The sequence below is a fragment of the Corallococcus sp. BB11-1 genome (assembly GCF_026626625.1).
GTDB lineage: Bacteria > Myxococcota > Myxococcia > Myxococcales > Myxococcaceae > Corallococcus > Corallococcus soli.
In genome coordinates this window covers 726504-747119 of record NZ_JAPNJY010000028.1, presented here as the reverse complement: position 1 = coordinate 747119, position 20616 = coordinate 726504, and the positions used below count along the sequence as shown (strand labels likewise).

Annotated in this window: 15 protein-coding genes; 4 read left to right on the top strand and 11 right to left on the bottom strand. The window is 70.1% G+C overall.

Annotated features, from left to right (window positions below; translation table 11 throughout):
- Window positions 1-34 precede the first annotated feature (34 nt).
- Window positions 35-967 (top strand): DUF4382 domain-containing protein, encoded by a 933-nt coding sequence (locus tag OV207_RS24235; RefSeq protein WP_267557535.1) that lies wholly within the window; start codon window positions 35-37, stop codon window positions 965-967.
- 13 nt (window positions 968-980) lie between these two features.
- On the opposite strand, the gene OV207_RS24230 is transcribed toward OV207_RS24235, so the two are convergent.
- Window positions 981-1532, bottom strand: coding sequence for a YceI family protein (locus OV207_RS24230; protein WP_267557534.1), 552 nt, complete (start codon window positions 1530-1532; stop codon window positions 981-983).
- Window positions 1533-1667: 135 nt separating this feature from the next.
- On the opposite strand from OV207_RS24230, the gene OV207_RS24225 reads away from it, so the two are divergent.
- Complete coding sequence (locus OV207_RS24225; RefSeq protein ID WP_267557533.1) at window positions 1668-2576, top strand: LysR family transcriptional regulator; 909 nt, start codon at window positions 1668-1670, stop codon at window positions 2574-2576.
- Between the two features lie 109 nt (window positions 2577-2685).
- Entirely contained in the window at window positions 2686-3381 is a 696-nt protein-coding gene (locus OV207_RS24220; RefSeq protein ID WP_193429082.1) for a pirin family protein, read from the top strand.
- An 84-nt stretch (window positions 3382-3465) separates the two neighbouring features.
- Here the strand turns inward: OV207_RS24220 and OV207_RS24215 are convergent, their stop codons facing one another.
- Window positions 3466-5031 carry a fibronectin type III domain-containing protein gene (locus OV207_RS24215; protein WP_267557532.1) on the bottom strand — a complete coding sequence of 522 codons (1566 nt, stop codon included), beginning with the start codon at window positions 5029-5031 and terminating at the stop codon, window positions 3466-3468.
- Window positions 5032-5135: 104 nt separating this feature from the next.
- Entirely contained in the window at window positions 5136-5678 is a 543-nt protein-coding gene (locus OV207_RS24210; protein WP_193429080.1) for a DUF2378 family protein, read from the bottom strand.
- A gap of 291 nt (window positions 5679-5969) precedes the next feature.
- Here OV207_RS24210 and OV207_RS24205 point away from each other — a divergent pair, with 291 nt between their 5' ends.
- Window positions 5970-6332 (top strand): cytochrome c oxidase assembly factor Coa1 family protein, encoded by a 363-nt coding sequence (locus tag OV207_RS24205; RefSeq protein WP_193429079.1) that lies wholly within the window; start codon window positions 5970-5972, stop codon window positions 6330-6332.
- Between the two features lie 7 nt (window positions 6333-6339).
- Here OV207_RS24205 and OV207_RS24200 read toward each other — a convergent pair whose 3' ends face one another.
- The 8 genes from OV207_RS24200 to OV207_RS24165 all read right to left on the bottom strand — a co-directional run bounded on the left by OV207_RS24200 (window position 6340) and on the right by OV207_RS24165 (window position 20593).
- Complete coding sequence (locus OV207_RS24200) at window positions 6340-7452, bottom strand: hypothetical protein (protein ID WP_267557531.1); 1113 nt, start codon at window positions 7450-7452, stop codon at window positions 6340-6342.
- Window positions 7453-7475: 23 nt separating this feature from the next.
- Window positions 7476-8423 carry an acyltransferase domain-containing protein gene (locus OV207_RS24195; RefSeq protein ID WP_267557530.1) on the bottom strand — a complete coding sequence of 316 codons (948 nt, stop codon included), beginning with the start codon at window positions 8421-8423 and terminating at the stop codon, window positions 7476-7478.
- Window positions 8424-8443: 20 nt separating this feature from the next.
- A complete protein-coding gene (gene fabD, locus OV207_RS24190) occupies window positions 8444-10921 on the bottom strand; it encodes an ACP S-malonyltransferase (RefSeq protein ID WP_267557529.1) in 2478 nt (825 codons plus the stop codon).
- A gap of 16 nt (window positions 10922-10937) precedes the next feature.
- On the bottom strand, window positions 10938-12440 hold the full coding sequence (locus OV207_RS24185) for a hypothetical protein (RefSeq protein WP_267557528.1): 1503 nt from the start codon (window positions 12438-12440) through the stop codon (window positions 10938-10940).
- A 56-nt stretch (window positions 12441-12496) separates the two neighbouring features.
- Window positions 12497-13234, bottom strand: coding sequence for an outer membrane lipoprotein-sorting protein (locus OV207_RS24180; RefSeq protein WP_193429074.1), 738 nt, complete (start codon window positions 13232-13234; stop codon window positions 12497-12499).
- A 69-nt stretch (window positions 13235-13303) separates the two neighbouring features.
- Window positions 13304-14536 carry an ABC transporter permease gene (locus tag OV207_RS24175; RefSeq protein WP_267557527.1) on the bottom strand — a complete coding sequence of 411 codons (1233 nt, stop codon included), beginning with the start codon at window positions 14534-14536 and terminating at the stop codon, window positions 13304-13306.
- Window positions 14533-15222, bottom strand: a complete 690-nt coding sequence (locus OV207_RS24170) for an ABC transporter ATP-binding protein (protein WP_193429072.1) — start codon at window positions 15220-15222, stop codon at window positions 14533-14535. Before OV207_RS24170 ends, OV207_RS24175 begins: the two co-directional genes overlap by 4 nt.
- 34 nt (window positions 15223-15256) lie before the next feature.
- Window positions 15257-20593, bottom strand: a complete 5337-nt coding sequence (locus OV207_RS24165) for an aminotransferase class I/II-fold pyridoxal phosphate-dependent enzyme (protein WP_267557526.1) — start codon at window positions 20591-20593, stop codon at window positions 15257-15259.
- Window positions 20594-20616: the final 23 nt, after the last annotated feature.

Here is a 20616-nt window from a genome sequence, read left to right as displayed (position 1 = left end):
TCCAGGGGTGTCCACCCCTTTCCCAAGGCCCCGCATGTCCTCCTTGCGTCAACTGACCTCTTCCCTGCTGATGGCCACGGGCCTGCTGTTCCTGGCGGCCTGCGGCGGCGGCGACAACGCCCGCGTCACGCTGAAGCTGACCGATGCTCCGGGCGACACGTTCGAGAAGGCCGTCGTCACCATCTCCAAGGTCTACCTGAAGGGCGACGTGGACGGGGAGGAAGGCAAGGGCGACGTGGTGCTCCTGAGCGAGCCCGTCACCACCGACCTGCTCACCCTGGCCAACGACGCCGCGGACCTGGTGAAGGACGCGGAGGTGCCGCCGGGCAGGTACAAGGAGCTGCGCTTCGTCATCACGGGCGGCTACGTCCAGGTGAAGCAGGACGGCGGCAGCCGCATCTTCGCCACCTCCCCCAGCTACGAGGGCCTGCCCGAGGGCGCCCAGGTGGACGGGGACCTGCAGATGCCGAGCGCCGCCAGCTCCGGCCTCAAGGTGAAGTTCGACAAGGACGCGGACGTCACCATCACCAGCGATGACGACCAGAAGGTCATCCTGGTGGACTTCGACGTGGCGCAGAGCTTCGGCAAGGAGGCCGGCAACTCCGGCAAGTGGGTCATGCGGCCGGTCATCAAGGGCGCGGACCTCCAGTTCTCCGGCAACGTGGAGGTCACCCTCCAGCTCCAGGACGGGCTGGGCTTCCCGGTGCCCGGCACGGCGCAGCTGTCCGGCTTCTCCGCGGTGCTCGTCAACGCCGACGGCAGCCGGGAGACGCTGCCCTTCACCGCCACCACGAGCGCCGTCTTCGTGGCGGACTTCAAGTACCTGCTGCCCGGCACCTACCAGGTGGACGTGGTGGCCCCCGAGGGCGTGAGCTTCACCACGGACCTCGCGCGCCCGGCGGCCGCCACCGTCGGCTCGGGCGCCGAGGCCCACGTGGACTTCACGCTCACGTCCATCGGCTTCTAGTCGCACGTCCGGCTCAGGCGGCCTTGTCGGTCGCCTGGGCCTTCGCGGCCTGGACCTCGAGGGTGATTTCAATCTTCTCCCCCACGAGCACGCCACCGGCCTCCAGCGCCTGATTCCACGTCAGCCCGAAGTCGCTGCGCTGGATGGACGTCTTCGCCTCGAAGGCGGCCTTGGTGTTGCCCCAGGGATCCCTGGCCACCCCGAGCTGCTCGGCCTCCAGGACGACCTCGCGGGTGATGTCGCGGAGGGTGAGACGGCCCGTCACGCGCAGCCCGCCGCCTGACGCCTTCTCCACCTTCGTGCTCTGGAAGGTGATGGCGGGGAACTTCTCCACATCGAAGAAGTCCGGCGAGCGCAGGTGGTTGTCGCGCTGCTCGACGCCCGAGTGGATGCTCGCCGCCTCGATGTTCACGGACACCGAGGACGCCGTCGGGTCCTGCTCGTCCAGCGTCAGCGTACCGCTGAACTTCTGGAAGCTGCCGCGGACCTTCGCGACCACCATGTGCCGCACGCTGAAGTGGATGCCCGTGTGCGTCGTGTCGATGTTCCAGAGGGTCTGAGCCATGGTCGTGTTCCTTTTCGTCTGAGGTGTGTCCGACGAGGAGCAAGGTAGCGGCGGGGGGCCATCCGGATTAGACGGGACGAACAGGATGGACTGTTCCCCCCCTGGGACAGTGCCCGCGTCGCGCCGGAGCGCCCCATGGACCTCAACGAACTCCTCGTCTTCGCCCGGGTGGTGCAGGCCGGCAGCTTCACGGCGGCGGCGCGCGGGCTGCGCATGCCCAAGTCCACCGTGAGCCGCAAGGTGTCGGAGCTGGAGGAGCGCGTGGGCGCGCAGCTCCTGCAGCGCACGACGCGCAAGCTGAACCTCACGGAGGTGGGCCGGACGTACTACGCGCACTGCGAGCGCATCGTCGCGGAGGCGGAGGCCGCGGAGCTGGCGGTGACGCGCCTGCAGGCGGGGCCGCACGGGCTCCTGCGCGTGACGACGCCGCTGTCGGTCAACTTCCTGGCGCCGCTGGTGTCCAGGTTCCTGGAGCGCTACTCGGAGGTGCAGTTGGAGCTGCTGTGCACGGACCGCGCGGTGGACCTGATGGCGGAGGGCTTCGACCTCGCGGTGCGCGCCGGGCGGCTGCCGGACTCGTCGCTGATGGCGCGCAGGCTGGGGGACATCGCCCGCGTCGTCGTCGCGTCGCCCGCGTACCTCCAGGAGAAGGGCGCGCCCCGCACGCCCGCGGACCTGGGCAAGCATGACTGCCTGCTCTTCGGCACCGCGCTGGAGGGCCACGTCTGGACGCTGCACGCCGGCGGGCGGGCCGTCGAGGTCAAGGTCTCCGGGCGGCTGGTCGTCAACGAGCCGGACATGCTGCACGCGGTGACGGTGGCGGGCTCCGGGGTCGCGCTCGTGCCCGGCCTCAACTGCGTGGAGGACCTGGCCGCCGGGCGCTTGCAGCGCGTGCTCCCGGACTGGAGCTCCACCGGAGCGCCGGTGCACGCCGTCTACCCGCCCACGCGGCACCACGTGCCCAAGGTGATGGCGTTCGTGGACTTCCTGCGCGAGCACTGGCCCGCCACGCCGCAGGACGCCCCGAAGCGCGCGAAACGCTAAGCCACTTCCGGCGTTTCGTTCCACGGGTGGAACGGTGTGTCCCGGGGTTCGTGTCTGGCCAGGACGGGTCCGGGGACGCATTGTGTTTCTCGAAAGGAAACACCCCATCATGATCAACGTTCGACCCTCTGAAGCGCGCGGACATGCCAACCACGGCTGGCTGGACTCCCACCACACCTTCTCGTTCGCCAGCTACTACGACCCCGACCACATGGGCTTCCGCGCCCTGCGCGTCATCAACGAGGACCGCGTCACGTCCGGCGAGGGCTTCGACACGCATCCGCACCGGGACATGGAGATCATCACCTACCCGCTGAGCGGCGCCATCGCGCACCGGGACAGCACGGGAGGCAACGGCCTGCTGCGCGCCGGTGAGGTGCAGCGCATGACGGCCGGCACGGGCGTGATGCACAGCGAGATGAACGGCTCCGACGAGGACGTCCACTTCCTGCAGATCTGGATCATCCCCGACACGAAGGGCCTGAAGCCCGAATATGAGCAGAAGCTGTTCCCGGAGAAGGACCGTCAGGGCCGCTGGCGCGTCGTGGCCAGCCCCGACGCCCGCGACGGCAGCCTCACCGTGCACCAGGACGTGCTGCTGTCCAGCACGCTGCTGGGCGCGGGGGAGAAGGCGGAGTACACGCTGCCCAAGGGCCGGCACGCCTGGCTCCAGGTGGCCCGGGGCGCGGGCACGCTCAACGGCGTGGCCCTCAAGGCCGGTGACGGCGTCGCGGTGACGGACGAGTCGAGCCTCGTGCTCGTCGCCTCCGAGCCCATGGAGGCCCTGCTGTTCGACCTGGCGTGAGCCGGGCTGGGGCGAAGGAAGCAGCAAGGCCCCTGGAGCCACCGTGGCTCCAGGGGCCTTCGTCGTTGGAGGGGAAGCCGCCCGCTACGGAGTGAAGGACGTGGTGTTGGGCACGGGGGGAATCGTGACGGCCTGGCCGTACACCAGGGTGTTGCCCGTCACGGTGCCGGTCGCGTTGAGCCTGCTGGCATCCAGCAGCGTTCCGCGGAGGCCCTCCGCGTTGAAGGTGCACCCGGGCGAATCACAGTCATAGGCGACCAGCTTCGCGGCGTTGCTGGAGTACACGGCGACGTCCTTCGCCGTCGTGGCCCCGGAGTGCATGAAGAAGTGGCCGTCGCGCGGCTGGTAGCTGGACACGCCCTCCACGCGCGGGCCCGGCGTGACGGACTGCCACAGCCGGAAGTTGCGCTTGCACTCCGCGGCGACGGTGTCGCGGATGAGCATGTTGCGCACCTTGGTGTCGACGCAGCCATCCTGCGAGCCCCGGAAGTAGCTGTCCTCCAGGAGGACGTCGCTCGCGGAGCTCTCCCCGTCGATGCCGTCCCCCTGCGTGTAGCCCGTCTTCATGCCAATGACGTTCAGCACCGTGGCCCGGCGCAGCGTCACGTTGTTCGTGGTGTCATAGAGCGCGATGCCCACGGGGTAGTCGCTGCCCTGCCCGCCAATCTGGTCCGGCTCCATGTCCACGTAGACGTCCTCCACGAGCGAGTGGTTCGTGCCGGAGGCGAGGAAGATGCCGCCGCGCGTGAACTGGAGGATCATCGCGTCGCGGATGGTCAGGTTCGTGAAGGCCGCGGCGGTGGAGCGCTCCATGTCCACGCAGGTGGCCAGGTTCTCCGCGCGGAACTGGCTCAGCGTCACGTTCGACACGGGGTAGGCACCCTTGAACGCGAAGCACGAGCCCACGTGGCGGAACTCCAGGTTGTGGAAGACCAGGTTGCTGGCGCGCACCTGGAAGGCCACCGGCCCCGTCTTCGCGCGGGTGGAGGCGTCGAAGGTGGACTGGAAGACGGGCCGGCCCGCCACGCCCTTGAGGGTGACGGGGGCGCCCACCGCGCCGCCCTGGGACACGGTGGTGCCGGTGCCGTAGGTGCCGCCATGGATGCACACCGTCCCGCCCGGGCCCACCGCCTGGATGAACGCGTTCAGGTTCGCCATCGTGCCGGCGCTCTGCGCCGTCAGGCCGTCCTTCGTCCCCGACCCGGTGACGGTGATGTGGCGCACCGCCGTCCCCGTGCACCCGTCCGCCGTCGGGGTCGCGGACAGGCCATTCGAGTACGTGGAGGTCGTCTCCCCCGTGGACCCCTTGATGCGCACGAGGAACTCGTAGCGGGTGCCGTTGGACAGCCCCGTCACGGCGAACGTCGTCGCGGTCCCCGCGCCCCGGTACGCCCAGCTTCCCCCCGCCACGCGGTAGCGCACCTGGTAGCCCTGGGTGCCCGCGGGCCCCGCGCTCCAGCGCAGCGCCACCTGCCCGTCGCCCGGCACGGCCTCCAGGAGCGTCGGCGCGGTGAGCGCCGCCTCGGCGGTGGCGTACGTCCCGTCCGCTTCCACCGCGCCCTCCCCTTCCCCCTGGGGGCCACAGGAGAGCGAGAGCAGGACGGCGCCCGTGAAACACAGCATGCGATTGCGAGTCTTCAGACGCTTCAAGGACTGCTCCTCGGCATCAGGGCCACGAAGGAACGGCAACTCCTTGAAGCATAGAACAACCTGGATGTCTCACACCCCGTAGGACACGCCAGCCTGGAGACGACTCAAGGGTCCCAGCGCACGCGGTAGGAGCAGGCCTGACCGTCGAAGTCGAAGGGCTCCACGCGCAGGTTGCGGGCCCCGGCGCGGGCGAGCCCTGCTTCGAGGATGCCGCGCAGGTAGCCCGGGTTGCCATTGCACTCGCTCACGCGGATGAGGTGGTGCGCGGGCCCCTGGGTGAGCAGCTCGCTCTTCTGGTAGTTGTTGACGTTCTCGAAGCTCTCCTGGATGCGGACGACGACCCGCTCGGGCCCGAAGATGGGCCACATGGAGATGAGCGCCTTGCCCAGCTGCGTCTGCGCCATGCCCTGGATGATGCCGCTGCCCACCCTCCGGTAGCCCTCCTCCTCCGGAACGTCGGGGTGGAGGTACTGCACGGTGATGCGCAGGGCCCTGGCGAAGACCGTCCGGGACGTGTTGCCAGGCTCCGCAGCGTCCAGGTCCAGGCCCGCGTCACACAGCTTGTCCTTCAGGTCCGGCGAGAGACGGTCGCCAATGGAGCGATACAGCCCTTCAATCGTATGGCGATACACAATCTCTTCAGCCACGTTTCACCTGCCCACGTCACGGCGGTCCCAGTTCCGCCGTACCCGTCTCCAGCGTAGCGCATCCGCGCCGCGAACCCGAAGCAGCCCCCGCCCAGGACAGGATGTGACACTCGGAGCGCGAGCCGCCATGGCTCGCGGCGCGGAGGACGTAACGGGATCCGTTACAAATCCACCGCGCCAGGCCCCCGCCACGCGGTTTTTGTCGGAGCCGGCGCATGCCTATAGGGTGTTCCCTGGAGTTCAGGAATCCGGAACGAAGGCGTCACGCCCCAGCGGGGCCAGGAGCGGGAAATGTCACCGACGATGAAGTGGGTGCTCGGAGCGCTCGTGGGGCTGCCCCTGATGTGTTGCGGCTGCGGGGGCATGTGGCTCCGGGGACAGTTCCCCTACGACGAGGCCCTGGCGCGGGTGACGACGCATCCGTCGGTCATCAAGTCCCTGGGGTCCCCGGTCAGCGGAGCGTTCTTCTTCTCGGGCAACACCCGGACGCGCAACGACGGCGGGATCGCCGACATGAAGATCAACCTGTCCGGCAGCAAGCAGGACGGCGTGCTGGAGGTGAAGGCCGTCCAGACGAGCCAGGTCTGGGGCTTCAGCCGGCTGCGCGTGGTGGCGAAGGACGGCAATGTCATCAACGTCGTCGGCGGCCCCTGAGCGCCGCTCAGTAGGCCCACCGGCCAATGGCATACCCGTGGGTCACCTTGTGGTTGAGCCACACGAGCAGCAGCGCCACCGTCCAGCGCAGCCAGACGGGCCGGGTGGACAGCCAGTCCCCCGCGAGGAACATCACCGGGAAGAGCACCGCGCCGAAGCGGAACGCGTTGCCCAGGTCCCCCTGGGGCAGCATCACCAGGAGCGACAGCAGGGCATACAGGCCCAGGGCGCGGTCCCGGCGCAGCAACACCAGCGCGGCGATGAGCCACAGCAGGCCGAAGACGTGGCGAAGAAGCAGCCAGACGCTGAAGCCCCGGTGCCAGGGATTGCCCAACCACAGGCCCCGGATGGCGCCCCACACGGAGTCGACGTGGTTCCACTCGCGCTGCGCCTTCAAGAACATGAGGGGGTCTCCCGCCCGCGCCCACTCGAAGGCCAGCAGCCCTCCGAAGGCCAGCAGGGCCAGCGCCCCCAGGGTGGCGAAGCGCGTGCAGCGGCCCCGCCATGAAGGCTCACGCCCAGCGAGCAGGAGCGCGGCGGTGATGGCCACGAACACGCCCTGGTTGCGCGTCCACACGCACAGCGCCACCAGCAGCGCGCACGGCAGCAGGGCCCCACGCGAGGCGAAGGCCAGCGCGCCAAAGGACAGCAGGAGGAAGAGGCCCTCCGTGTGGTGCGAGTGCAGGGTGAAGCTCGCGGGCCCGTAGAGCAGCAGGAACCAGCCCCACCCGGTGGCGGCCGTCATGGCGCCGCCCAACCGCCCCTGGCGACCCCAGCGCGTGTTCCAGGCGACGAAGGCGAGGAGGCACACCGTGGACAGCAGGCTGCCCACCACCTGCGGCGGCAGCGTCCCGCCCAGCCCCTGGCGCAGCAGCCACACCGCGCCCGGGTAGAGCGGCAGGAAGGCCCACAGCGGCCAGACGTAGCCCTGGAGCACCAGGGTGCTGTAGTGGCTCGAATCCCAGCGATCAAACAGCACGAGCAGCGGGATGTCGCGACGGGCGGACGTCCAGGCCCACAGCCCCAGGTGATGGGCCAGCATCAGCGCCGTGAGCGCCCAGGGCAGCCAGACGGGCAGCGGGGCTCGCGCTGGCGCGGCGGGCTGTGCGGGAGGACGCATGACGCCGGGCGTTCTACCGGAACTCAGGCCGCCGCGGTCGCCGCCGCGCGCAGCCCGTCCAGGTCCTTGCCGAACGGGGTCAGCACCGGCACCGCCACGGAGGCGCTCTCTTTCGGCAGGCCGTACTTGAGGAACGTGGCCAGGGTGCCGGAGGGCCCCGCGTCCACGTAGACGCACGGCCCCCGGGCCTCCAGGACGCGCACGGCGTCGCGGAAGCGGATGGGCCGCCGCGTGGCCTCCCAGAAGTAGTCCGGCGCCACGCCATGCACCACGCGGGCCTCCAGACACGACACCAGCGGCACCCGCGCCGCGCGGGGCGTGACGGCGCGCAGCGCCTCCGTGAAGGCGGGCCGGGCGGGGTCCATCAGCGCGGAGTGGAACGCGCGCGTCACGGGCAACTCCAGGCTCGTGATGCTCCGGCCGTCCAGCCACGCCTTGATGCGCTGGAGCGCGGGCGTGGTGCCGCTCACCACGAAGTGCGTGGCGAAGTTCACCGAGGCCAGCTCGCTGTGCTCCCGCAGCTCCGGCTCGGTGTCATGCAGCCGGGGCTCGCCCAGGATGGCGAGCATGCCCCCGGGCGCCCCGTGCGACTCCAACGCGCGGGCGTGCGCGATGACGAGGCTCAGGGCCTCCTCGGGCTCCAGGACCCCCGCCACCGCCGCGGCGGCGAACTCGCCCAGGCTGGCGCCCAGGACGAAGTCCGGCCGCACCCCCGCCTCCTCCAGCGCCCGCGCCGTCGCGTACTCCACCATGAAGATGGCCGGGTGCGTGGCCAGCAGCCGGGAGAAGGGCTGCCCGCGCGAGGCGCCGTGAAGCTCCTCCACCACGGAGGCGCCCAGCAGGCGGCGCGCCACGGCATCCAGGCGCGTCATCCACGCCTGGAAGCCCGCGTGCTTGTCCCACAGCTCGCGCGCCATCTGGTGATGCTGGGACCCCTGGCCGGAGAACATCAGGACGACGGGCTTCTTCATGGGGATCCCCTTGCTGGACTTCAGCCGGTGGCGCGCAGCAGCGGCGAGTGGCCCATCATCGCGCGCATCCGCTGGCCCAGCAGGTGGGCGGTGTCCGTCATCAGCTTCTCCGCGAGCTCGTCCACGTGACGCGCCCGCCAGCCCTCCAGCGGCGTGCCCTTGACCCACTGGTTGAAGGCGCCCAGCGCGGAGCCGCAGTGGACCTGGAAGTCCACCTGGTTCTCCCGCTCGCCCTTGAAGGCCAGCCGGTTCGTGTAGGCGAAGTACCACTTGAAGATGAGGCGCATCTTGTACTTCGGGTCGCGCTCGGCCTTCTCGACCTCGGCGGCGGACTTGTACTGGCGCACCTCCTCGAAGACGGCCTCGAAGCTGCGCTTGAAGTACTTCTCCTGGAGCGTGCGGCGGGTGGCCTCGTCCAGTTCGTCCAGCGAGTTGAAGTTGCGGTACAGGTCGTAGAGGCGGTTGGCGCGCGCCGGGAAGAAGACGCCCTTCTTGAGCACCTGCACGCGGGCGCCCATCTCGAACATGTCGCCCGCGGGCGCGTAGTCGGTGTCCTGGACGTTGATCTTCTCCAGCAGGTCCTTCACCGCGTCGCTGTGGCCGGCCTCCACGGTGCACTGGTTGATGGAGCCCGTGACGAGGAAGTCCGCGCCCAGCATCAGCGCCGCCGCCGCGGCCTCCGGGGTCCCGATGCCGCCCGCGGCCCCCACCCGCACCACCTGCTTGTAGCCGTGCTTCGCGGCCATGGCGTCGCGCAGGCGCAGCATGGCGGGCATCAGCACGTAGGCCACGCCCTGGTCGGTGTGCCCGCCCGAGTCCGCCTCCACGCACACGTCGTCCGCCAGCGGGACGTGGCGCGCCAGGTCCGCCTGCTCCGCGGTGACCTCGCCGCGCTCCAGCAGCTTCTTCACCAGGCGCTCCGGCGCGGGTGCGAAGAAGCCCTCCGCGACCTCCGGGCGGGACACCTTCGCGATGAGGCGGTTGCGCGCGGCGATGGAGCCGTCCGGCCGGCGCGACAGGCCCGCGAGCCGGTACTTCACCAGCGCGGGGGTCAGCTGCACGTAGGCGGAGGCTTCGATGACGTCCACGCCGTGGCGCAGGAACAGCTCCACCAGCTCCGACTCGTGGCCGGTGCTCAGCAGGTTCATGCCGAACGTGAGCCCCGGGCCCACGCTCGCGCGGATGTCGGTGATGGCGCGCTCCACGCGCTCCGGTGACAGGCCCGCCGTGCCGTAGAAGGCCAGCAGCCCCGAGCGGGCCATGCGCGCCACCAGCTCCTCCGACGCGATGCCCCGGTACATGGAGCCCGCGTAGTAGGCGTAGCGCACCTGGTATTCGCGCCGGAACGCCTCGCTGCCCAGGTTGTCCGGGCGCACCAGCATCGCCTCCGACGCGGGCGTGGACGCGGCGTGCGCGCGGCCTCCGTCGGACCGGGGCCGCGCGGGGGCCGCCGGCTCCGTGGCGCGCACGGCCGGCGCCAGCTCACGGACGGGCGTGGCTTCCGCCAGCGGGCGCGCGGGCGCGGCGACGTCCCGGACGGACTCCAGCCGCACGGACGCCGGAGCGGGCCGCCCCGCGACCACGGGCTCCTGCGCCGCGCGCACGGAAGGGACGGCCACGGGCGAGGCCAGCTCCGCGCGCAGCTCCAGCGGACCGGCCTCCTTCTGGATCTGCCCGACCATCTTGGTGAGGACCTCGCTCTCCCCCACCTCGTCGAAGCGCGACACGCCGCGCGCCAGCAGGTAGCGGACCGTCTCGCACCAGCGGACCGGGCTGCGCAGCTGCTCGGACAGGTTCGCGCGCACGCTGCCCGGGGCGTACGGCCGCGCGGTGGTGTTGGCGATGACCGGGATGGACGGGTCCTTGAAGATGAAGCCCTGGAGGAACGCGGAGAACGCCTCCTGCGCGGGCCGCATGTAGCGCGAGTGGAACGGCGCGCTCACGTTGAGCACCACGTAGCGCCCGCCGCGCTTGTCGAAGGCCTCCTGCGCCTTGAGGATGTCCTCGCGCGGGCCGGCGATGACCGTCTGCGACGGCGTGTTGAGGTTCGCCACGTCCAGCGTGGTGAGCCGCGCGTCGGACAGGACGCCCCGGATGGCCGTCTCATCCAGCCCGATGACGGCCGCCATGGCGCCGCCGTTGGCCTGGGACATCAGCTCCCCGCGCCGCTTCACCAGGCGCAGGCCGGTGGCGAAGTCGAACACGCCCGCGACGAGCAGCGCGTTGTATTCCCCCAGCGAGTGGCCGGCGACGAAGTCCGGGGCGCGGGCGCCTTCCGCCTGCCGCTTCATCCACGCCAGCGCGCCCACCACGTAGAGCGCGGGCTGGGTGAACTGCGTCTGCGCGAGCTGCCGCTCCGGGTCCAGCTCGCACAGCGTGCGGATGGAGTAGCCCAGCACCTCGTCCGCGATGCGCACCTGCTCCGGGAAGGCGTCGAACAGGACCTTGCCCATGCCCTTCTTCTGGGCCCCCTGTCCGGGAAACACAAACGTCACCATGGCGCGACCTCGTCCTTCAGAACGTGTATTCCAGCCCCGCGAGCCCCGTGTACCGCAGCACGCTCGCGGACTCGCTGTCGGTGGATCCGTAGTTGTAGACACCCAGCGCGACGGCCGAGACGTGGTCGCCCAGCGGGAAGGACGTCATGCCCACCAGGCTGCCGGAGCTGTCGTCCAGGCCGTGGGACCAGCGCAGCAGCACCTCGCCGTCATCCCCCCAGCCATAGCGGCCCTGAAGCACGCCGTAGTTGCGGCCCGTGAAGCGCAGGCCCGGGGACGCCGTCTGTCCCAGCACCTGGGCCGCGAAGCCGGCCTCCGGGCCCTGGGAGAACAGCGCGCCCGAGGCGCTCCGGCGCAGCGCGAAGTACAGGTCCTGCTGGGCGCTGCTGTAGCCGGAGCTGTTGTGCAGCAGCTCCGCCGTCACCGTGACGTTCATCTGCAGCGTGTACGAGCTGCCCACCAGCACCGTCGCGTTGGCCTGGTCGTCCTTGGGCAGCACCGCCATGCTCGCGCCGAAGGGCGACGCGCCATCCACCACCGGGTAGAGCGCCGCGTTGCGCGCGGCCACCTTGCCCTCACCGTAGATGAGCCACGCGTCGTTGGCCGTCCAGATGCCGTAGCCTCCCAGTTGCATGCGGCTGCGCTCACCGTAGGCGCCAATGAGGCTGCCCTGGATGCGGTCGCCCTGGTAGTCCGCCTTGAGGGCGTACTGGCGCTCGAACACGCGCGTGGGGTTGGTGACCTCCTCCTCGAAGAGGTTGGCCAGCGCGCTCACCGTCCACCGGATGTCCGGCACCCAGGTGACGCGCGCGAAGTAGCTGCCGCGCCCCTCCGTGATGGGGTCCGCGCGGAAGTTCTCCAGGAAGAAGGGGTTGGAGGGGGAGAAGAACTGCGACGGCCCCCACTGGAGGTTCTCCTTGCCGAAGGACGCGAACAGCGAGTCCGTCAGGGACCAGCGCGCGTACCACTGGAGGATGAACTCGTTGTTGTCGATTTCGTCCCCGCCCGGGACGCCGTCCGGCCAGGCCGCCAGGTTGAGCTGGAAGCGCGGCCGGAAGGAGAAGGCCCACCGGCCCATGTTCAGCTCGAACTCCGGCCGGCCCTCCACGGTGCCGGAGCGGTCGGGGATGCGCAGGAACAGGTTCTGGGGGTTCTGCGGCCCGTCCGACAGGCCCAGCAGGCGCCCCGTGGCCACCAGCCGCACCCGGTACTGGAAGGTGTCCTCGACGGGGGGCTCCTCGTAGGCGGCGCCCAGGTCGTCCTCCGTGGGGTCCGCCATCGGGCCCTGCGGCAGCGCGGCGTCCGGCACGGGCGTCCCGGCGGCGCCCGGCATCCCCTCGCCCCCGGCGCCCTCCAAGCCCCCTGAGCCCTCCGAACCGTCGGCGCCCTCCGAACCCAGGGCCTCCGCGTCCGAGGCCTCCGCGTCCGACGCAACCGGCGTCCGCGCGTCCTGGGCGTGGACGTTGCCACCCACGAACACGCAGAGCCCTGCTACCCACGCTGCCACCGACCGATGCACGCCACGACTCCTGGGCCGTCCCGGGTGCGCGAAGGCCCCGGGACGACCTGCCCGCTTCAGCGGGCGATGAGGTTGAGGTTGAACTTCGAGTCCGGCACCGGCGTCGCGCGCACGTTGCGGAACGACAGCGTCGTCACCGAGTCCGTGGCCGCCGGATCATGGATGACCATCTTCGAGATGAACTTGCGCGCCTTGCCCTGGAACTCGGCCTGGTTGTCGTATTCGAAGGTGGCGCTCTTGAGCAGCTTGCCCGACGAGGTGAGGAACTCCGCCTTCACGCCGACGGTGGAGTCCTTGGCCACCCAGTAACGGATACGGTCGTAGGTGGCGTTGTTGGTGGCCGCCTTGAGGTCGAACAGGTAGCAGTCCTTCTCGCCCACCTTGGCCTCGGCCATCTTCTCGATGACGTAGGCGCCGCCGTAGTTGGTGGACGCCAGGTCGCCGTTGGCCGCGCTGCCCAGCAGCCGCTGGCGCGGGGAGATGGGCACCGGGCGGCTGAGGCCCGGGCGGATGAACCACATGTTGCGCTCCACCATCAGGAGCTTGCGGCCCTTGGTGTTCGCCGGGGCGGTGAACTCGACCAGGCTGTTGTAGCCCTTGCCGGACACCTGGTACTCGCCCACGGTCTTCTTGGAGCCCGTGGCCTCCTCCACCTTGACGTCCCACACGACGCCCTCGGAGTTGCCACGAGACAGGTCCGCCTCACGGATGATGGCCATGCCGTCCACGTCCGCGGCGGCGACACTCGCGACCAGCAGCACCCCCAGGCCCAGCAGATTCCGAAGCATCTTCATCACGGCACCACTTTCAGGAAGAAGGGACAGGCTCTGCCCCTAAGGACGGCCCATCCCCCGGGATATTCGTCAGATGTGGCCCAGCGAGACGACCACCGACTGCTTGGAGGCGCGCGAGGCGGGGAGGATGGCCGCGAACAGGGCGAAGACGACCATGAAGAAGCCCAGCCCCACGAGGAACTCCGGCACGTAGGCGATGACGAAGGGCACCTCTTCGGAGAAGCCCGGCGGCGTGTACATGGGCTGCGCCACCTTGATGACGGCCCACACGGCGGTGTGGATGGCGGTGCCGATGAGGCACCCCAGCACGCCCAGCATCGCGCCCTCCAGGGCGAAGAGCGTCACGGTCCCCTGCTTCTTCAGGCCCAGCGCGCGCAGCGTCCCGATCTCCCGCGTGCGCTCCATGACGGCCACGCCCATGGTGTTGATGACGCTCATCACCACGATGACCAGCACGATGCTGCCCATGAAGCTCAGCAGGATGCCCAGCATCTCGTTGGTGCCCGCGAAGAAGACGGACAGCTCCTCCCAGGTCTTGATCTCCATGGACAGCCCCGCCCCGCGCAGCTTGGTGAGCAGGTTCGTGCGGGTGGCCTCCGTGGCCTCCACGTCATCGAGCAGCACCAGGATGCGGTCCGCGCGGTCCGTCTCATACAGCTGCTGCGCCAATTCCAGCGGCATGCGCACGAACTTGTCGTTGGTGTCCGGCACGCCGGTGTTGAACGCGCGCACCACCTGCACGTCGATGGCGTTCATCTGCCCGGCGAGCGTCACGCCCGACAGCACCGCGGAGCCCTCGCCGCCCTGGATGTCCATCAGGCGCGCCAGGCCTTCACCAATCTCCACCGCGTCGGGGGTCTGCTGGCTGAGCTTCGAGCGCACCTTGGCGTCCGCGCGGCTGAGCGCCTTGAAGTCCTCCGGGACGACGCCTTCCGCGATGAAGATCTGCGACACCTTGCCGTTGGACGCGAGCCCCGCCAGGTTGAGCTTCGGGCTGACCATCACCACGCCCGGCTCCGCCTTCACGATGGCGGCGACCTTGTCGAGCTCGTCCTTCGTGAGCAGGTACTTCTCCGGATCCAGGCTGCCCTTCTCCCGCCAGCCCTCCTTGGAGATGGTCAGGTGGCCCAGGCCTTCGTCCAGGATGGCGGAGCTGCGCAGCTCCTCGAAGACGTTGGTGGTGTAGCCCCGGAACAGCGACAGCGCGGCGAAGCCCACGCCGAAGGCCAGCAACGTCACGAGCGAGCGGCGGCGGTTCTTGAGGATGTTGCGGAAGGCGACGGCGAAGAACGTGGAAATCATGAGTGTGCACCGGGGGCGCTGATGATGCGGCCGTCCTGCAGGTGGACGAGCCGGTCCACGTGCCCCAGCAGGCGCTGGTCGTGCGTGGAGAAGATGAAGGTGGTCTTGTGGCGCGTGTTGAGGTTGCGCATGAGCTCGATGATCTTCTGGGACGTGTCCGAGTCCAGGTTGGCCGTGGGCTCGTCCGCGATGACCAGCGAGGGGTTGGTCACCAGCGCCCGCGCGATGGCGACGCGCTGCTGTTGGCCGCCGGAGAGCTGATCCGGGCGGTGGCGGACCTGGGCGGCCAGCCCCACCTCCTCCAGCGCCGCCAGCGCGCGCTTGCGGGCCTCCGCGGCCTTGATGCCCTGGAGTTCCAGGGGCAGCGACACGTTCTCCAGCGCGGTGAGCACCGGCACCAGGTTGAAGCGCTGGAAGACGAACCCGATGGTGCGGTTGCGCAGCTCCGTGCGCTCGTTGTCCTTCAGCTTGTTGACGTCCTGGCCCTTGAGGGACACCGAGCCCGCGGTGGGCTCGTCGATGGTGCCAATCAGGTTGAGCAGCGTGCTCTTGCCCGAACCGGACGGGCCGACCACGGCCATGAACTCCTGCTCGCGGATGGACAGGTCGACGCCCTTGAGCGCCTGCACCAGCATCTCACCCATCTGGTAGCTCTTCTCGACTCCGTTCAACTCAATCAGTGACATCTGTTTTCCTTTCGGAAGTCGTTTCCGGGACGACTCAGCTCCCGGTGTTGGACAGACGCGGCTTGCCCGCGGCTGCCTGTTCCGCGTGGAAGTCGCGCGCGACGCGCGCCATCTCCTTCACGGTGAAGCGGATCTGCTCCTCGGTGTGGTCCGCCGTGATGAAGAAGCGCAGGCGGGCCTGTCCTTCCGGGACGACGGGGTACGTGAACGGATGGACGGTGACGCCCATCTCCAGCAGCGCGTACGTCATGCGGTAGGCCAGCGCGGAGCTGTACGTCATCAACGGGACGATGCCGCTCCCGTTGCTCAGGCCCGTGTTGAGCTGGTGCGCCTTGGCGAGCGTGAGGAAGAGGTTGGCGCGCGCGTGCAGCGTGGCCACCTTCTCCGGGTTGCGGCGCAGCACGCGCACGGCCTCCAGCGCCGCGCCCGCGACCGCGGCGGACAGGTTGACGTTGTTGCGGTAGCAGGGCGTTTCGCGCAGCAGGTCGATGAGCGCGCGGCTGCCGGCCACGTAGCCGCCGGACGTCGCCAGGCTCTTGCTGATGGTGCCCATGAGGATGTCGCAGTCGGCGGGATCCACGCCGAACTGCTCCGCGACGCCCCGGCCGGACGGCCCGATGACGCCGATGGAGTGCGCCTCGTCGATGAAGAGGATGGCCTGGTGGCGCTTCTTCACCTCGATGAACTTCTTCAGGTCCGGGATGTCGCCGTCCTGGCTGTAGATGCCCTCGATGATGACGCCCACGCGGCGGTAGCGGCCGCGCAGGTTGGTGAGGATGGCGTCCACCGCGTCGTAGTCGTTGTGCGGGAAGGGCTGGCGGTCCGCGCCCGACAGCAGCGCGCCCTGGATGAGGCTGTTGTGGCTGAGCGAGTCGTGCAGCACGAGGTCGCCCTTGCCGAACAGGTGCCCCACCGTGCTCACGTTGGTGTTGTGGCCCGCGTCGAAGACGATGGCCTCCTCCACGCCGATGAAGTCCGCCAGCTCCTTCTCCAGCTCACGGTGCACCTGCAAGGTGCCGCTGCCCCGGCGGCTGGCGGACGACGACGTGCCGTAGCGCTCCACCGACGTCTGGGCCCCCGCGACCACCTCATCGTTCCCGGACAGGCCCAGGTAGTTGAAGCTGGAGTAGTTGATCATCCGTCGGCCGCCGACGCAGATGGTATCGCTGACGCGGCCCTCATGCGGCTTGAAGTACAGGAACTGATCCGGCGCCACCGTGGTGAGGCGCTTCGTCATATTCTTGTACTCCGGGAACTCCGCCACCCGGTACAGCTCGGTGGGGACCTCGCCCTCGAACACCGGCGCCTGCGAGCGCAGGCCCGCCGCGTCGCGGGCGATGCGGTGGTCCAGCGAGGGCCCGAAGGCCTTGCGCCACTCGGCCTCCGCCTCGCTCACCAGGGCTGCCAGGGTGGCGTCGCCCGCGGTCAGCCTGGGCAGTTCGCCTTCCAGGGCTTCGAGCACGCGCAGGACGTGGTCCTCGGTGTGTTCGGCGGTGGCGCAGAAGATGATCTGCGCGCGGTCCTCGCCCAGGTCGTTCGCGCCGCGCCAGTCCGCCACGACGCCCTTCTGCCGCAGCGCGTGCGCCAGGGCCAGGCTGGCCGTGGTGTCGGGCACGGTGACGACGACGTAGGGGCTGCCCTCGCTGCCGCCCGCCTTCCAGCCGCGCGAGACGAGCTCCCCGCGCAGGAGGCTGGCGGTGTCGCGGGCGCGCTTGGCCCGCTCGGGCTCCGCCTCCAGCACGTCCAGGGCCTTGATGGCGGAGGCGGTGCTCATGGGGGAGATGGAGACGGCGAAGATGAGGCTGGTCGCGTGGTGCTTGATGTAGTCCACCAGCGCGCGGTCGCCCGCGACGAAGCCGCCGCAGCTGGCGAGCGACTTGTTGATGCCGCCGGAGTGGATGTCCACCTCGCCCGGGGCGATGCCGAAGTGCTCGCACACGCCGCGGCCGGTGGCGCCCAGGACGCCGAAGGAGTTGTCCTCGTCCACCAGCAGGAACGCGTGGTGCTTCTTCTTCAGCTCCACGAAGCGCGGCAGGTCCGGGATGTCACCGTCGCGCGTGTAGATGCCCTCCACCGCGATGACGACCTTGCGGTAGCGGTTGCGCACCTGGGTGAGCAGGGCGTCCAGCGCGGCCGGGTCGTTGTGCGGGAAGACCATCACCTCCGCGCCGGACACGAAGCCGCCCTCGGCCAGGTTGCGGTCGCGGCTGGCCTCGTCGACGAGCAGCAGGTCCCCCTGCCCGATGAGGATCTCCAGCGTGGTGACGTTGGTGGCGTGGCCGGACACGAAGAGCACCGCGTGCTCGGTGCCCATGAACGTGGCCAGCTTCTGCTCGAACTCGCGGTACAGCGGCATCTCACCGGACACCGGCCGGCTGGCCGACGCGGACGTGCCGAAGTGCCCCGCCGCCTGGATGGCCGCGTCCTTCACGCGCCGGTCCGACGCGAGCCCCAGGAAGTCATAGGTGGAGAAGTTGAGCAGCGACGCCTCGCCCTGCTGGATGACGACGCCGTTGGGGCCCTCCAGGGGCAGCAGCGGCGCCATGCCCGCCTGCTCCAGCACCCCGTTCCAGCGCCGGATGGCCGCCACCTCCGGGAAGGTCTCCACGCGGTCCGGGACCTCGCCCGCGACGCTCGCGGAGGCGGTGGCCGGGGCCGGGGTGGTGGAGGACTCCAGGGCCGGCGCCGCGGCCGTCACGGGGCCGCCCTGGAGCTCGCGCAGCTTGTCCGCGAGCTTCCGGATGGTGATCTCCGGCGAGTAGAGCTCCGGGGACAGGGCCAGGTCCGGGAACGACTGCATCAGGCGCGTGTTGAGCTGCGCGAGCATGATGGAGTCGAAGTGCAGCTCCTCGAACAGGAGCTGATCCACCGTCATGTCCGCGCGCGCCACCGGGTTGACGACGGAGACGGCGTTGAGGATGAGCTCGTGCAGCGGATCCGCGTCCATGGCGGCCACGGGCGCGGCGGCGACCGGGGTGATGGCCGGCGGCGCGGCGCTCGCCCGCGCGACGGGGGCGGCGGCCTGCGACGACTCCGGCACCCAGCAGTGGGTGCGCGCGAAGGGGTAGCCGGGCAGCGACACGCGGCGGGGATGCTGGGCGCCGTAGAGGCCGGCCCACTCCACGTCCAGGCCCATGGCCCAGAGCTGGCACAGCTTGGTGAAGTTGCCGCCGGCCATCAGGATGCGGACGATCTCCGCGCCCTCCGGGCCGCTGACGAGCGAGGCCGCCACGCCCCCGGAGCCGCCCTCCTTGACGGTGCCCCGGTAGGTGTCCGGCTGGGACGCCGCGCCCGCCGCGAAGGCGCGCAGGCGCTCCAGCAGCTGGCCCGTGCTGCTCACCACGAACGCGATGCGCTCATCCAGCGCCACGCGGCCCACCTGGGTGGTGAAGGCCACCTCCGCGAGCGTCGGACGGGAGGCGCCCGGCGCCTCCAGGAACGCGATGAAGCGCCGCGCGTAGTCGCGCAGCTGCTCCAGCGTGGCCGCCGACAGCAGGACCACGCGAGCCCCCGTGGCGTCCTCCGCGGCGCGCGACCGCGGGGCCGGGGCCTCCTCGATGATGACGTGGGCGTTGGAGCCGCCCGCGCCGAAGCCGCTCACGGCCGCCATGCGCGGCTGCGCCTCGCCGGTGGCCGAGGACGCGGGCGCCCAGTCCGTCAGCGCGCGCTGCACGTAGACGGGGGAGTTGCGGAAGTCGATGTTCGGGTTGAGCTTGTCGCTGTGCAGCGACGGCACCAGCTGCTCATGGTGCATCTGGAGCAGCACCTTGGTGAGGCCCGCGATGCCGGCGGCGGACTCCAGGTGGCCGATGTTCGACTTCACCGAGCCGATGGCGCAGAACTGCCGCTCCGTCGTCTGCTTCTCCATGGCGATGGAGAGCGCGCGCACCTCCACCGGGTCGCCCAGGGACGTGCCGGTGCCGTGCGCTTCGACGTAGCTCAGCCGGCGCGGGTTCACGCCCGCGCGGGTGAAGGCGTCCTCGATGAGGGAGGCCTGCGCCGTGGGGCTGGGCACGGTGTAGCCGTTGACGCGGCCTCCGTGGTTGATGGAGCTGCCCCGGATGAGCCCGTAGACGTGGTCGCCGTCCGCCTCCGCGGCGGTCGCGGCCTTGAGCACCACCGCGCCCGCGCCCTCGCCGGGCACGTAGCCGTCGCCGCCCTCGCCGAAGCTGCGGCAGCGGCCGTCGGTGGAGAGGAAGCCGTTGAGGCTCAGCATCACATACTTGTTCGGGTGGACGATGAGGTTGACGCCGCCCGCGATGGCCACGTCGCACTCACCGCGCTTGAGGCTCTCGCTGGCCAGGTGGATGGCGGTGAGCGACGAGGAGCACATCGTATCCAGCGTGAGGCTGGGGCCGGTGAAGTCCATCTGGTACGACACGCGGTTGGCGATGGAGGCGGCGGACGCCACCGGCGCGATGGCGTAGCCATCCACCACCACGTCCAGCTTCTGGTACATGTTCGACATCACGCCGACGAACACGCCCACGCGCTTGCCGTGCAGGCCCTGCGGCGTGTAGCCGGCGTCCTCCAGCGCGTGCCAGACGCACTCCAGCCAGACGCGCTCCTGCGGGTCGGTGAAGTCCGCGTCCGCCTTGGACATGGAGAAGAAGCGGTGGTCGAAGCGGTCGTGGTCGCGCACGAACCCGCCCCACTTGCTGTAGGTGCGGCCCAGGCGGTTCTTCACCGGCTCGAAGTACTTCTCCACGTCCCAGCGGTCGGCGGGGATCTCACGGATGGAGTCACGGCCGGACTTCAGGTTGTCCCAGAACTGCGCCACGTCGTCCGCGTCCGGGTAGCGACCCGCGAGTCCGATGATGGCGATGGGCGGCTCGCTGGCGCGCGGCTCCGGAGCGCGCGGGGCCTTGGCGCCGTCGCGGCGCCAGAAGCGGCTGGCCTGTCCACGGCCCGCGGCGTCCGGGGCCTGGGGGCGCGACGGCGCCGGAGGGGCCTCCGGCGTGGGACCGGCGACGGCGGCCTGGGAGGCGCTTGCGGACAGGAAGAGGGCATCCTCCGGGGAGAACCCGACCGCCCTCACCAGCTGCGGCCGGTGGTGGTCCACGAAGTACTCGGCCACCGAGCTCAGCGTCTTGTGCTCGAAGAAGAGCGTCTTCGGCAGCGGGCCGAACGTCCCCTCCAGCTTGCGCGTGAGGTTGGAGATGAGGATGGAGTCGATGCCGTACTTCTGCAGCGGCTTCTGCGCCTCGATGGAGACGAGCGGGAGCTTCGTCTCCGCCGACAGCAGCTCCTTCAGGTGGGACTCCGCGCTCTCGGTGAGGCGCAGCCGGTCACGCATGGACAGCTGCTGCTCGGGCAGCTGCGGCGGCGCGCCTTCGGCGGGTTCGACGTTCCACTCCGGGGTGCTTTTCATGGTGAGAACCTTGGGTGTGGCGT

What these genes read in the sequence shown, in the direction of transcription:
- OV207_RS24235 (WP_267557535.1), top strand. Translation starts at nt 35, where the DNA reads ATGTCCTCCTTGCGTCAACTGACCTCTTCCCTGCTGATGGCCACGGGC.
- OV207_RS24230 (WP_267557534.1), bottom strand. Translation starts at nt 1,532, where the DNA reads ATGGCTCAGACCCTCTGGAACATCGACACGACGCACACGGGCATCCAC.
- OV207_RS24225 (WP_267557533.1), top strand. Translation starts at nt 1,668, where the DNA reads ATGGACCTCAACGAACTCCTCGTCTTCGCCCGGGTGGTGCAGGCCGGC.
- OV207_RS24220 (WP_193429082.1), top strand. Translation starts at nt 2,686, where the DNA reads ATGATCAACGTTCGACCCTCTGAAGCGCGCGGACATGCCAACCACGGC.
- OV207_RS24205 (WP_193429079.1), top strand. Translation starts at nt 5,970, where the DNA reads ATGTCACCGACGATGAAGTGGGTGCTCGGAGCGCTCGTGGGGCTGCCC.
- OV207_RS24200 (WP_267557531.1), bottom strand. Translation starts at nt 7,452, where the DNA reads ATGCGTCCTCCCGCACAGCCCGCCGCGCCAGCGCGAGCCCCGCTGCCC.
- OV207_RS24195 (WP_267557530.1), bottom strand. Translation starts at nt 8,423, where the DNA reads ATGAAGAAGCCCGTCGTCCTGATGTTCTCCGGCCAGGGGTCCCAGCAT.
- fabD (WP_267557529.1), bottom strand. Translation starts at nt 10,921, where the DNA reads ATGGTGACGTTTGTGTTTCCCGGACAGGGGGCCCAGAAGAAGGGCATG.
- OV207_RS24180 (WP_193429074.1), bottom strand. Translation starts at nt 13,234, where the DNA reads ATGAAGATGCTTCGGAATCTGCTGGGCCTGGGGGTGCTGCTGGTCGCG.
- OV207_RS24175 (WP_267557527.1), bottom strand. Translation starts at nt 14,536, where the DNA reads ATGATTTCCACGTTCTTCGCCGTCGCCTTCCGCAACATCCTCAAGAAC.
- OV207_RS24170 (WP_193429072.1), bottom strand. Translation starts at nt 15,222, where the DNA reads ATGTCACTGATTGAGTTGAACGGAGTCGAGAAGAGCTACCAGATGGGT.
- OV207_RS24165 (WP_267557526.1), bottom strand. Translation starts at nt 20,593, where the DNA reads ATGAAAAGCACCCCGGAGTGGAACGTCGAACCCGCCGAAGGCGCGCCG.